The 12,322-nt window shown below is 60.3% G+C and carries 14 protein-coding genes; 5 read left to right on the top strand and 9 right to left on the bottom strand.

Features of this window, described 5'->3' with window-relative positions:
• Positions 1–15 precede the first annotated feature (15 nt).
• A complete protein-coding gene (locus RYA97_RS25220; protein ID WP_002553016.1) occupies positions 16–297 on the bottom strand; it encodes a hypothetical protein in 282 nt (93 codons plus the stop codon).
• A 56-nt stretch (positions 298–353) separates the two neighbouring features.
• Positions 354–959, bottom strand: a complete 606-nt coding sequence (locus tag RYA97_RS25215) for an arylesterase (protein ID WP_057404358.1) — start codon at positions 957–959, stop codon at positions 354–356.
• A gap of 10 nt (positions 960–969) precedes the next feature.
• Here RYA97_RS25215 and RYA97_RS25210 point away from each other — a divergent pair, with 10 nt between their 5' ends.
• On the top strand, positions 970–1,653 hold the full coding sequence (locus RYA97_RS25210; protein ID WP_004664748.1) for an ABC transporter ATP-binding protein: 684 nt from the start codon (positions 970–972) through the stop codon (positions 1,651–1,653).
• Entirely contained in the window at positions 1,653–4,169 is a 2,517-nt protein-coding gene (locus RYA97_RS25205; protein WP_117140246.1) for an ABC transporter permease, read from the top strand. The genes RYA97_RS25210 and RYA97_RS25205 overlap by 1 nt, the downstream gene beginning before the upstream one ends.
• Before the next feature lie 37 nt (positions 4,170–4,206).
• On the opposite strand, the gene greB is transcribed toward RYA97_RS25205, so the two are convergent.
• The 5 genes from greB to RYA97_RS25180 form a co-directional block, all read right to left on the bottom strand.
• Positions 4,207–4,680 carry a transcription elongation factor GreB gene (greB, locus tag RYA97_RS25200; RefSeq protein WP_002553012.1) on the bottom strand — a complete coding sequence of 158 codons (474 nt, stop codon included), beginning with the start codon at positions 4,678–4,680 and terminating at the stop codon, positions 4,207–4,209.
• 47 nt (positions 4,681–4,727) lie between these two features.
• Positions 4,728–5,057, bottom strand: a complete 330-nt coding sequence (locus RYA97_RS25195; protein ID WP_002553011.1) for a hypothetical protein — start codon at positions 5,055–5,057, stop codon at positions 4,728–4,730.
• Positions 5,058–5,161: 104 nt separating this feature from the next.
• A complete protein-coding gene (locus RYA97_RS25190) occupies positions 5,162–5,470 on the bottom strand; it encodes a hypothetical protein (RefSeq protein WP_005746096.1) in 309 nt (102 codons plus the stop codon).
• Positions 5,471–5,712: 242 nt separating this feature from the next.
• A complete protein-coding gene (locus tag RYA97_RS25185; protein ID WP_117139853.1) occupies positions 5,713–6,147 on the bottom strand; it encodes a DoxX family protein in 435 nt (144 codons plus the stop codon).
• 106 nt (positions 6,148–6,253) lie between these two features.
• A complete protein-coding gene (locus RYA97_RS25180) occupies positions 6,254–7,675 on the bottom strand; it encodes a transglycosylase SLT domain-containing protein (protein ID WP_117139854.1) in 1,422 nt (473 codons plus the stop codon).
• 181 nt (positions 7,676–7,856) lie between these two features.
• Between RYA97_RS25180 and RYA97_RS25175 the strand changes: the two genes are divergently transcribed.
• From RYA97_RS25175 to RYA97_RS25165, 3 genes are all read left to right on the top strand, one after another.
• Positions 7,857–8,693, top strand: coding sequence for a TatD family hydrolase (locus tag RYA97_RS25175; protein WP_117139855.1), 837 nt, complete (start codon positions 7,857–7,859; stop codon positions 8,691–8,693).
• 84 nt (positions 8,694–8,777) lie between these two features.
• Entirely contained in the window at positions 8,778–10,253 is a 1,476-nt protein-coding gene (locus tag RYA97_RS25170) for a methyl-accepting chemotaxis protein (protein WP_016981045.1), read from the top strand.
• 124 nt (positions 10,254–10,377) lie between these two features.
• The gene (locus tag RYA97_RS25165; RefSeq protein WP_016981044.1) at positions 10,378–10,620 is read left to right on the top strand and encodes a hypothetical protein; all 243 of its coding nucleotides are present in this window, start codon (positions 10,378–10,380) and stop codon (positions 10,618–10,620) included.
• 13 nt (positions 10,621–10,633) lie between these two features.
• Here the strand turns inward: RYA97_RS25165 and RYA97_RS25160 are convergent, their stop codons facing one another.
• Together RYA97_RS25160 and RYA97_RS25155 are read right to left on the bottom strand one after the other, a co-directional pair.
• Positions 10,634–11,431, bottom strand: a complete 798-nt coding sequence (locus RYA97_RS25160) for an acyl-CoA thioesterase (RefSeq protein WP_005746099.1) — start codon at positions 11,429–11,431, stop codon at positions 10,634–10,636.
• Positions 11,432–11,552: 121 nt separating this feature from the next.
• Positions 11,553–12,314, bottom strand: a complete 762-nt coding sequence (locus RYA97_RS25155; protein WP_016981042.1) for a CHAD domain-containing protein — start codon at positions 12,312–12,314, stop codon at positions 11,553–11,555.
• Positions 12,315–12,322 lie beyond the last annotated feature (8 nt).

Here is a 12,322-nt window from a genome sequence, read left to right as displayed (position 1 = left end):
AGGCAGTCATGACAGCTAGAGCTCAGGCCAGATCGGGTTCATGCCCCTGCGCTGCGCATCCATGATGGCCTTGCACAGCGGGCACAGGCGCTCATCGCGCATGGCTTGCAGTTCGACGGCGCGCATCTGCGGCTGGGCAGGCAACAACGTGCCACACAACGTCCGGTCGATCGAGCCGCCCAGCTCCAATTGGCGAGCAATCAGATGGACGCGCACTTCCTGACAGGCGAACAGATCCAGCTGCTCATGGGGCTCAAGCATTTGATAGGCATACAGGGACCAGGCGGGACGCGGCATGGGGGGCTCCAGATCGGGGGCGCCACATTAGCCGAAAGCCCCCGTCCGGGAAAGCCTCAAAGCAGCGGTTTCAGGCTCGGCCAGACATTTTCCAGCAACTTGCCCTGAGCAGCCGCCGCCGGATGCAGACCATCAGCCTGCATCAGTTCGGGCACTCCGCCCACACCTTCCAGAAAGAAGGGCACAAACGGGACTTTTTTCTGCTCGGCCAGGTTGCTGTAAACCTCTTTGAACGCGTTGGTGTAACGCGGCCCGTAGTTGGGCGGTATCTGCATACCCAGCAGCAACACTTTCGCACCGGCTGCCCGAGAGCTGTCGATCATCGATGAAAGGTTTTGTTGCAATTGAGCGGGCTGCTGGCCACGCAGTCCGTCGTTGCCACCCAATTCGAGAATAACCAGTTCCGGCTTATGCTCTGCAAGCAGCGCAGGCAAACGCGCCAGGCCCCCGGCACTGGTGTCGCCACTGATCGACGCATTGACCACCTTGTCGTCGAATCCCTCCTTGCTCAGACGCTGCTCCAGCAGGCTGACCCACCCCACGCGGGTATCCAGTCCGAAAGCCGCACTGATACTATCCCCAACGATCAATACCGTGCCCGCCAACGCGCCCTGTGACAGCAGCAGTAACCCCAGGCCAGCACTTAAAAACAACGCACGCATCGGATTCTCCATGAGTGAAAGTATTCTCAGTGCCCAAAGCCTCAGCAAAGTAGTCCCCAGCACCGAAGGTGACCTGACCATCCTGCACGAACTCTCCCTGGAACTAAACAAGGGCGACACACTGGCCATCGTCGGTGCATCCGGTTCAGGCAAATCCACCCTGCTCGGCTTGCTTGCCGGGCTTGACCTGCCCAGCTCCGGTTCGGTCATCCTCTCGGGCCGCAATCTCAGCGAGCTGGATGAAGACCAGCGCGCCAGAGTACGCGCCGAGCACGTCGGTTTTGTATTTCAGTCATTCCAGTTGCTCGACAGCCTCAATGCGCTGGAAAACGTCATGCTGCCGATGGAGCTTGAAGGCCGCAAGGACGCCCGCGAAAAGGCTCGCGACCTGCTGGAGCGCGTAGGCCTTGGCCAGCGCCTGACCCACACACCGCGTCAGTTGTCCGGAGGCGAACAACAACGTGTCGCCATCGCCCGCGCGTTTGCCGCCGACCCGGACGTACTGTTTGCCGACGAACCCACCGGCAACCTGGACAGCCACACTGGCGAGCGTATCAGCGACCTGCTGTTCGAACTGAACAAGGAGCGCAACACCACGCTGGTGCTGGTGACTCACGATGAGCGTCTGGCGCATCGCTGCCGCCGCCTGATCCGTCTTGAAGGGGGCCGACTGGTCGCCCCGCTGGAGCCTTGATGGCACGTTTGCCTTTTGCCCGTCTGCTAAGCCTCGCCGCCCGCCAACTGCTGCGCGATGCACGCGCCGGAGAGTTGCGGGTGTTGTTCTTTGCCCTTCTGGTAGCCGTGGCTGCCAGCACCGCCATCGGTTATTTCGGCGCGCGCCTGAACGGCGCAATGCTGTTGCGGGCAACCGAGTTTCTTGGCGCTGATCTGATTCTGGAGGGTTCCAGCCCGGCGCGCGCCGAGCAGGTCGAGGAAGGCAAGCGCCTGCAACTCAAGCATGCGCAGATCGTGATCTTTTCCAGCGTGATCGCCACCGATGCCGGTATCCAACTGTCCAGCATCAAGGCAGTGGATGACGCTTACCCACTGCGCGGCGAGCTTAAAAGCGCTGCGGACCTGTATCAGACCGAGCAGGCTGGCAGCGGCCCCAGGCCCGGTGAAGCCTGGGCCGAAGCGCGACTGTTTCCAGCCGTTGATCTGAAGGTCGGTGATGATATCGACGTCGGCTCGAAAACCCTGAAACTGACTCGGGTACTGACGTACGAGCCAGACCGTGCGGGCAACTTCTACAGCCTGACCCCGAGGGTGATGATCAATCTCCAGGATCTCGCCGCTACCGGCGTAGTGCAACCGGGCAGCCGAGTCAGCTACCGGGAAATGTGGAGCGGCCCGCCCGAAGCGCTGGCCGCCTACCGTAAAGCCATCGAGCCGACTCTGGAACCGCATCAGGAAATCAAGGACGCCCACGATGGCAGTCAGCAGATTGGTGGCGCGCTGGGCAAGGCTGAACGTTATCTGAATATGGCGAGCCTGGTGGCCGTACTGCTGGCGGGCGTTGCCGTGGCGCTTTCGGCATCCAGGTTTGCCGCACGGCGCTTCGATGCCAGCGCCCTGCTGCGCTGTCTGGGCCTGTCACGCGGCGAGACCATGACCCTGTTCAGCCTGCAACTGGCGATCATCGGCCTGCTGGCCAGCCTGAGCGGCGCGCTGCTGGGCTGGCTGGCGCAATTGGGGTTATTTGCACTGCTGCAAAATCTATTGCCGGCCGCGGTACCTCCGGGCGGCCTTTTGCCTGCGTTGGCAGGCATGGGCACCGGGCTGGTGGCGTTGGCCGGTTTCGCCCTGCCACCGCTGGCAGCACTGGGTCGCGTGCCGCCGCTGCGCGTGCTGCGCCGTGACATGCTGCCGATCCCCGCCAGCTCATGGCTGGTGTATGGCGCGGCGCTGTTCGCGCTGGGCCTGATCATGTGGCGCCTGAGCCTGGACCTGGTGCTGACCTTTGCCCTGTTGGGCGGTGGCGTCGTCGCCGCGCTGATACTGGGCAGCCTGTTGCTGCTGGCGCTTAACAGCCTGCGCCGCCTGCTGGCCGGTGCGTCGCTGCCCTGGCGGCTGGGCCTGGGGCAACTGCTGCGTTACCCGCTGGCCGCTGCCGGTCAATCTCTGGCCTTCGGCCTGATCCTGCTGTCGATGGGTTTGATCGCGCTGCTGCGCGGTGAACTGCTCGACACCTGGCAAAACCAGCTGCCCAAGGACGCACCAAACTATTTCGTGCTCAATGTGTTGCCATCAGAGAAAGAAAACTTCGCCCAGACCCTGAGCAAGCTGTCCACCCACTCGGCTCCGCTCTACCCAGTAGTGCCGGGACGTCTGACCAGCATCAACGGTGAACCGGTGGGCAACTTCGTGACCAAGGACTCGCGTGGTGAGAACGCCACTCGCCGCGACCTTAGCCTGACCTGGGCCGCCGATTTGCCCGAAGGCAATACCCTGACTGCCGGTAACTGGTGGAAGGCGCTGCCGGCCTCAGGCCAGAGCGACGCGACGCCCGGGGTATCGATCGAGACCAAGCTGGCCGAGAGCCTGAAGATCAAGCTGGGCGACCGCCTGAGCTTCATTGTCGGTGGCCTTACGCGTGAAGCCGTAGTCACCAGCCTGAGGGACGTGAACTGGGATACCTTCCAGCCCAACTTCTTCATGATCTTCCAGCCTGGCACCCTGGCTGATTTGCCCACCACTTACCTGACCAGTTTCTACTTGCCGCCTGGCCAGGATAAACAGATTGTCGAGCTGTCGCGGGCCTACCCGTCGATCAGTATTCTGGGAGTGGAGGCCTTGCTGGCGCAGGTGCGCAGTATTCTTGATCAGGTCACGCTGGCCGTGCAATTCGTGCTGCTGTTTGTTCTGGCGGCCGGTATTGCCGTGCTGTTCTCCGGGTTGCAGGCGACCCTGGACGAACGCATCCGTCAGGGCGCGCTGCTGCGTGCACTCGGCGCAGAGCGGGCACTGCTGATCAACTCACGGCGCATCGAATTCGGTTTGCTGGGGGCTGCCAGCGGCGTGCTGGCGGCGCTGGGCTGTGAGCTGGTGAGCTTCGTGCTGTACCGCTACGCCTTCTCACTGGAATGGCAGCCGCATCCGTGGCTATTGCTGCTGCCGGTAATCGGTGCCCTACTGGTGGGTGGCGCTGGCGTATTCGGCACACGCCGCGCACTGAACGTCAGCCCGTTGACCGTACTGCGCGAGGGTTGAGGGCGACTGGCCGGACCACGACGCTGTGCGTCCGGCCTCACTTCTCGTAATCAATGGAATTCACGAACCACAGTTTTTCGCCTTCCGGCGTGTTGACCAGCACCTCATCGCCCTCTTCCTTCTTCAACAAGGCGCGCGCCATGGGCGAGTCGATGGAAATGTAATCGTTGCGCCCGTAGATCTCGTCATACCCGACAATGCGAAATTTCTTGAGGTCGCCCGCTTCGTTCTCGATCTCGACCCAGGCACCGAAGAACACTCGCCCTTCCTGCTCCGGCGAATACTGGACGACACGCATGTCTTCAAGGCGCTTGCGCAGGTAGCGCACGCGCCGGTCGATCTCGCGCAGCAGTTTCTTGTTGTACTGGTAATCCGCGTTCTCGCTGCGATCACCCAACGACGCTGCCCAGGCGACCTTTTGAGTAATGTCAGGCCGGTGCTCTCGCCACAGGTAATCGAGTTCTTTCTTCAGGGCTTCATGCCCGCCCCTGGTGATGATCTTTGTACTCAAGACGTTTCTCCAGCCCTGCAAAAATCAGTTCGACAGGCATAAAAAAGTCAGCGACGCGCCACCTCATGCTGGATGCAGCCGTCGTAATACACCTTGCTGACAGCATCAGGCTTCAAACGCGACTCGCTGTCGTAGGTCTGCTCGGTGATACGCAATGCCATGGGTCGCATCCACTGTTTGGCGAACTTGCGCGCCTGCAGCTTTTGCCGCGCCCCGTAACGGGTAACGCCTGACAGCTTGGAAGCCTGCGCACCACCGGCAATGGTCGAGCCCCAGCGACAAAGATAACGCTCGTTCTCCGTCGCGTTTCTGGCCTGAACGGAAAAAGCCAGCCCGGAAAGCGTCAGGCACGCCAGAGCACAATAGACCAAACGCATGCGAAAACCACCTAATCCTTTGATAAGGCGGCGATTTTGCCTGTCAGTTCACAGGCTGGGGGCCAGCAATATGCCTTCTATGCCAATTGAATACGTCCGCCGTTTCAACCCAGCGTAATCAGGCCCTGACGGGCTATACGCGTCAGCTCACAAATGAGCTGCTCGACGTCGTCAGCCTGCGGCGATTGCACCACCGCCAGGTCGAACTCATCGTTGCCAAAGTGGCTCAACGACGAGTTCGTATCGACAAACTGAATTAGAAACGCACAGTTACCAGCGCCCCGACGAGGCCAGCCATCGAGATAGCGCAATAGCGTAGGCTGATGAGAGCCGCTCAGAAGGATTTTCGGGTTCTTGCGTGACAAGACCGTGCTTATAGGGGAAAGACGAATGAGGGGGCGCAGGTTGTTCATGGTTATATCTCTGCCTCGCAAGATCCGCTGGGCAGCGGTGAGAGGCAACACCGAACCAACGTTTTAGCGGTATTTCGACAAGACCTGAGCCTTGCCAGGCGCCCCGCAAGTAGTTGTTAAATCGGCGCTTGAGCACGCATCCTAGAGAAACGCCCCATTCATTGTCAATCGTCATCCGTGACGCGAGCCTGCAAACGCACAAGGCCCGCCAGAAGCGGGCCTTGCAGGACAAGCATAGCCGGTTATCGGGAGATGACGCGGTCCAGCGACAACTTGCCTGCACCTTCAATAAGCACTGCCAGAGCGCCGCCGAGCAACGCCAGCGCATACTCATAACCGTTATTGGCCATGAAGAAACCGTTATGGATATGCACGGTAAAGATCGCTACCAGCAACAACAGGATCACCACTACCGCAGCCGGACGAGCCAGCAGCCCCAACAGCAGGCCCAGACCGCCAAAGAACTCGGCGCTGCCAGACATCAGCGCCATCAGATAACCCGGTGTCAGGCCCAGGCCTTCCATGTACTGCGCAGTGCCTTCCAGGCCATAACCGCCGAAGGCCCCGAACAGCTTCTGACTACCGTGAGCGATAAAGGCAATACCGACAATAACGCGCAACAGGGTAAGGCCGTAACCGGCGCGAGTGCTGAGAACCGATTTGATCATTGTGTTCATGTGGGTAATTTCCGGGATTGATTAAGTGAACGTGGCGCCATCATAATCAAATTTACTTATGTGAAAACCGCAAATAACAGCACGTAACAATCCAATAAATCGATGATTAGCGTTTTACGGCGGTTTTCGGCCCACTCTTTTCCAGCGAGTCTCGCTCGCGATCAAATGCCAGGTAATACTTGTTCACGCTGTTGACGAACGCGACGACGTTGGCACCGCCCTGCTCCATTGCCACGCGCTCGGTCTGGAAAAACCACTGATCTGGATTGAGCCCCCGCCGCCGCGCTTCCTCGCGCATGCCTTGCACACGCTCCGGCCCCAGGTTGTAGGCGGCCATCACAAACGCCATACGCTCGCGCTCGTTGACTCGGCTGCTGGAGAAATACTTGCGCTGGATCAGCGCCATGTAACGCGAACCTGCACGGACGTTGTCGTCAGCGCTTTGAATGCTCGGCACCCCGACGCTTTTTGCCGCCGACGGAGTGATCTGCAACAGCCCTGTCGCGCCGCCACTGCCCTTGGCCGCCGGGTCGAGCTTCGACTCCTTGAACGCCAGGGCAGCGAGGTCCAGCCAGTCCATACCCTGCGCATCGGCGTGGCGTTGCAGCATCGGACGCAGTTGCTCAAGACGTTGCAGGTTGTTGCGTACCAGCGGGTTGTTGACCTTGTAGGTGTTTTTGTAAGCCTTGGCGAGCACCTGATCCTGCTGAGCCGAAGGTTTATAGCCTTTGAGGAAATCATCGACACTGGCCCGCAGCTGGGTTGCGTTGTCGCGTACAAACCAGCTGATGTCGCCGTGGGTCTGCAAGGTAAGGCCGCGCTCGATACGCAGCTTGGGCATGATCTTCGCCCAACGCTCGGCAATAGGCTGCTCGACCAGTGTCATCGGGTAAATACCGGCCTGGACCATCTCCAGCACATCTTCGACTGCCAGGCTAGGGTCGACCCATTCGATCTTGGCCAGCGGCAGCTTGCGCAGCTCCAGTTGCCGATTGACCTGATGCAGGGCCTCGTCGGCCGCGCTGCCGGTGGGCAGGCTCAGTGTATGTCCCGACAGTTGCTCCACACGCCGTACGTTGCGCTGGCCACGCGTGCCGACCAGCACCAGAGGCACATCATGAATGATCGGCGCACTGGCCTGAACACCTTTGGCTTCGCTGACATCAAGCAGTTCGCCAGGCGCGATCATATCGCCTTCGCCGCGCTGCAACGCTGTCAGTAACTGGTTCTTGGCCTTGGGTATGACTTTGAGTGTGACCTTCTGAGCGCCGCGCGAATGGCTGTTGAGGTACTGTTCGAAGGCTTGCAGGCGATGATATTCGATGCCGATTTCCTGACCCTTGACGTCACCGGAGCTGTTGCGGCTTTGATTGACCAGCACGCGCAGCACCTTGCTGCTGCGAATGGCAGGCAGATCGCGCACCTGCGCGTTGTGCTGCACGGCCTGTGGGCCAGTCTGACGAGCAGAAACCTGCAGCGGCAGCAGCGCCAACAGACACATAAAAGACACAAGCGCGGATCGGATCATTCACTTCCCCAGGGCAACGCCGGAAAAAAAACAGGAAAAAGGAAATCTTGAGGTCACGCAGCAGCATCGAACAGCGAAGGAAATCGTTGAACCATCCGGCTCAATCGCTTGAATACCCAGCGTTTTCTTATTGTGGCCGGAGCTCTGGTATGCTCGACAGCCTTCAGCTGGAGGTAGCACCATGCAACTCATCGACATCGGCGTCAATCTGACCAACGCAAGCTTCGCCTCGCAACGACAGGCGGTACTCGATCGCGCCTATGCCGCACGCGTCGAGCAACTGGTGGTGACCGGCACCAGCGTCGAGGGCAGCGAACACGCCTTGCAGCTGTGTCACGAACTGGATGAAAGCGCGCAACGCCTGTTCTGCACGGCAGGCATCCACCCGCACTCGGCGAGCGATTGGACCGGTGACACCGAGAAACAGTTGCATGCGCTGCTCAAGGAAAATCGCGTTCGCGCCGTGGGTGAATGCGGCCTGGATTTCAATCGCGACTTCTCGCCTCGTCCGCAGCAGGAAAAGGTTCTTGAAGCGCACCTGGCCATGGCGGTGGAACTGCAATTGCCGGTGTTTCTGCATGAACGTGACGCCAACCAGCGCCTACTGGAGATTCTGCGTGACTACCGCGACCGTCTGCCGGCTGCGGTGGTGCACTGCTTTACTGGCGAACGCGCCGCGCTGTTCAGTTATCTGGACCTCGACCTGCACATCGGTATCACCGGCTGGATCTGCGATGAGCGACGCGGCACGCATCTGCACCCGCTGGTGGGCAATATTCCTCGCGGCCGGCTGATGCTGGAAAGCGATGCGCCTTATCTTCTGCCACGCAGCCTGCGCCCGAAGCCGAAAAATGGCCGCAACGAACCCGCTTACCTACCGGAAGTCTTGCGCGAAGTGGCTTTGCATCGAGGCGAAAGCCAGGAAGATCTCGCCCGTCACAGCACGGCCTGCGCGCGTGAGTTTTTCGATTTACCCACACTGGAACAGATAACCGGCGAAAATCTGCAGCTTCCTTGACCCGCATCAAGGGTCTCTTTGATGGCTGAGGCATCGTGATGGCATCTTGCTGCTACCTCACACGACCATCAAAGAAGACCGCTCATGGGCTCATGGCTTGGCAACCTGTCACTGAAATATAAATTCTGGGCCGTGAATGCGGTCGCCTTCGTCACAACCCTGTTGCTGGTGCTTTACGCCATGCAAGCAGAACAGCAGGCACGAGTAGATACGTCACGTCAGGCAGCGCAAGCTCAGGCCCGCTTGCTGGCCGCGTGGCCTGCCGACGCAGTGCTGCCCGCCAGTGATACGTTGCTGACTTACAACAAAGGTCAGACACCGACCTTCAATACCCTCGCGCTGCCGGAACTGGCTGACGCCCGCGACTGGGTTGCGCTGAATAAACCAGCCAACGACAGACTGCTGAGCGGTGCGCAGATCTTCACCCGTAGCACCGGCCAGCAGGTCGCGGTGCTGGCTTTTGCTCCGACCTTCCTGCAGGTATTTCAAGATCGCTTCAGCCATTACGCAGCCGCGGTTTTCGTGCTGATGCTGTTGATGCTCTGCGCCTCGCAACTGCTGATCCGTTTTCTGCTCAGCCAGCTCAACGCGCTCAAGGATGTGATGCTGCACGTCGAAAAAAGCGGCGATCTGGCGGCCCGCGTGCCTAACCGCAGTGACGATGAGGTCGGGCAGATGGCCAAGGCGTTCAATGCCATGCAGGCCGGGTATCAGCGGGTGGTCAATACAGTTTCGCAAACCGCAGGCCGACTCGATCAGGGTGCCGCGCATCTGGCTGCGGGCATGAAGGATGTGCGCCAGGGCATGCTCGGTCAGCAAAGCGAAACCGATCAGGTAGCCACGGCAATCAACGAGATGACCGCCACGGTCCATCACATTGCCCAGCACGCCACGGCCACACGCGACCAGTCGCAGACCGCCGACGCGTTGGCGGGCAGTGGCAAGGAAGTGGTCGACCGCGTGCAGGTATCCATCGCCGGGCTCTCCAGCGGCGTGCAACAGACCGCCGAAATGATCCAGCGCATGGCCCAGGACAGCCAGAAGATCAACGGCGTGGTCAACGTGATCCACAGCATTGCCGAACAGACCAACCTGCTGGCCCTGAATGCCGCCATCGAAGCCGCACGCGCCGGGGAAATGGGTCGCGGCTTTGCCGTGGTAGCCGACGAAGTGCGCAATCTGGCCAAACGGGTGCAGACCTCGACCGATGAAATCACCACAATGGTTTCGACCCTGCAAAGCGGCACCCGCGATGCGGTGGATTTCATGCAGGAAAGCTCGTACAAGGCCGATGAATGCGTGCAGCAGGCCAAGGAAGCGGGCGAAGCGCTGGCGGCCATTGCCGGTGCCGTGGCACAGATGCGCGAAAGCAATACGCAGATTGCCGTCGCCGCGCAGCAGCAAAGTCAGGTGGCCGAGGAAATGAACCGTGCGGTGGTGAGTATCCGCGATGTCACCGAACGCACGGTGGTGCAGACCGTGGACTCGGCCAGCACCAGTGACGAACTCGCCACGCTGGCGGGCGAGCTGAATGCTGCGATCGGCCAGCTCAAGTTGTAACAGACTATCGCGGCGATAGACACGCTTGAATCGTCAGCGATCGGCAGGCGGGCCTATGCTTCAGGCATTGAACGGCGCTTTACGCGTTGCCCTGAACAAGCGCTAACCTTAAGAGGACCGCCGCATGAACAAGCCACTTTCCGATCTGCAGCTCAATCAATGGCGTGACAGCAACGACAATCAGGAGCACTCGGCCAGCCTGGCCATGTACCTGATTGCCGTACCATTGTTCATTCTGGCGGCCCTGCTGATACTCAACGGCCTGTTCTCCGAGAGCCTGCCATCGATTGCCATCGGTGTGATCGGCCTGCTGGCTGCGCTGGGTTTTCAGCGCAAGGACGCCGCCCGCTCCGCCCGGAAATATTGACCTGCCTTGTCAGTCAGCCAAACACCGTCACCGTCTGGCGGCTGATTGCGATCAGTTCGCCGTCGGGGCTCCACAACGCTGCTGCGGTGTGACCATAGCCATCCCGGGCGTGTTCGATGACTGCGCGATAACTGCACCATTGCAGCGTATCGAGCAATGGCTGTGGCTGGACGAATTCGATGGTCCAGGTCAGCGAACTGCCCGGTGCGGGCTTGTTGAGGTGCGGCAATACCGCAGGCGGCCAGGTGTCGACCAGCGCCAGAATATGGGCCTCGCTCATGGGGCTGGCATGCGCCTCATCACGAAAACGCACATGACCACCAATTGCCGGTGACGGGGTATTGCTGAATGGCATGCCGCCCAGCGCCCAACGAATGTCCATGAAACGCAAGTAGTCGGGCATCACGCCCTTGGCAAAAGGCAGCTCCGGGCATTGTTCTACCGGCTTGAGCACTGGCGCGGCCTCTGCTGCAACCGCAATCATCGACTCACGGGGTGCGCCGAAGCTGCCTTGTATCAGGGTCATCACCTGACCGTTCTGCATGGCGCGCCCCGACACCTGACTGACAGCCTTGCCGTGACGCAGAATTTCAACGTCAAAGGCAATCGGTACGCCCGGCTCGGCCGGCCCGACAAAGGTAATCGCCAGCGAGCGAACCGGGCGCCCTTCCGGCACCTCGGCACGCATCGCTTCATAGGTCAGCGCCGCCATCAACCCGCCAAAGCAGGCGCGCCCCTGGGACCATTCGGCAGGGATCGTGACAGCACGCGGGTCGCGACGCACCGCATCGATCAATTCGGAAAAGGTCATGCTTACTCCAGCAAGTCGACACACAAGTGGATGGATGATAACCATCCTCTTAGTCAACGACATGCCGCATATTGGCCATTATTGCGGCCTGAATGACCTATTTCATAAAAAAGCCACTGCCTTAGAAACAGGCCTTGGCCAGCCGCTTGAGCGACGCCTCGGCCTTGCGCTCGGCACGCACGATGCCGATCTGCCAACCCGCAATGCACGGCGCCAGATCCGGCTGCTCTGCAGCCTGCGCCAGCCATTGCAAATGATCATGCCAGTCGCCCAGCTCGCCTTGTGCGGCCTTGAGCCGGGCCTGCATGTTTTTCGGCTGGTGGCTGAGTTCCGGGTACGCTTCGGCGGCGTAACGCACGCGTTTGATCAACAGGCGCAGGTCATGCCGATCATGCCCAGGCTCGGCGATGGCCACACGTAGCTTGCTCCATTGTTTGTCCATACGCTTTTCGATGGTCTTGCGCAGGCCGCGCAACATTCCCTGACGCTGTTGCAAACGCAGTAGCTCCGGGAATTGGTCGATCAGCTTGAGCAGGCGGCTCAGTTCAGGCGACGTCGCAACCCTGGGGCAGGCATTTCCCAAGTACTGGTTGCGCTTGAAAGCGGCCTCGTTCAGGCCCTGCTCTTCGAGAAACGCGGCGAGCACCTGCATGTCACGCAAAGGCGTGGTCAGTTGCCCTACCGCTTTTGCGGCCTCTTCCAGTTCTGCGGCAGCCGGGTTTTCCCGCAGGGGCCGCAGTACGCTACGCAGACGACGCACGGTGGTACGCAAATCATGCAGCGCTTCGCTGTCCGTCGAAACCGCAAGGCGTGCCTGGCACGCGAGCAATTTGACATCCAGCGCCAGCACCTCGGCCACCAGATGATCCACCATTGAAGACATGCAATTCC

This window comes from Pseudomonas syringae group sp. 26L6 (genome assembly GCF_032587815.1).
Taxonomy (GTDB): domain Bacteria; phylum Pseudomonadota; class Gammaproteobacteria; order Pseudomonadales; family Pseudomonadaceae; genus Aquipseudomonas; species Aquipseudomonas amygdali.
Note: the sequence above shows the minus strand (reverse complement) of the source record. Positions and strands in the feature narration are given on the sequence as shown.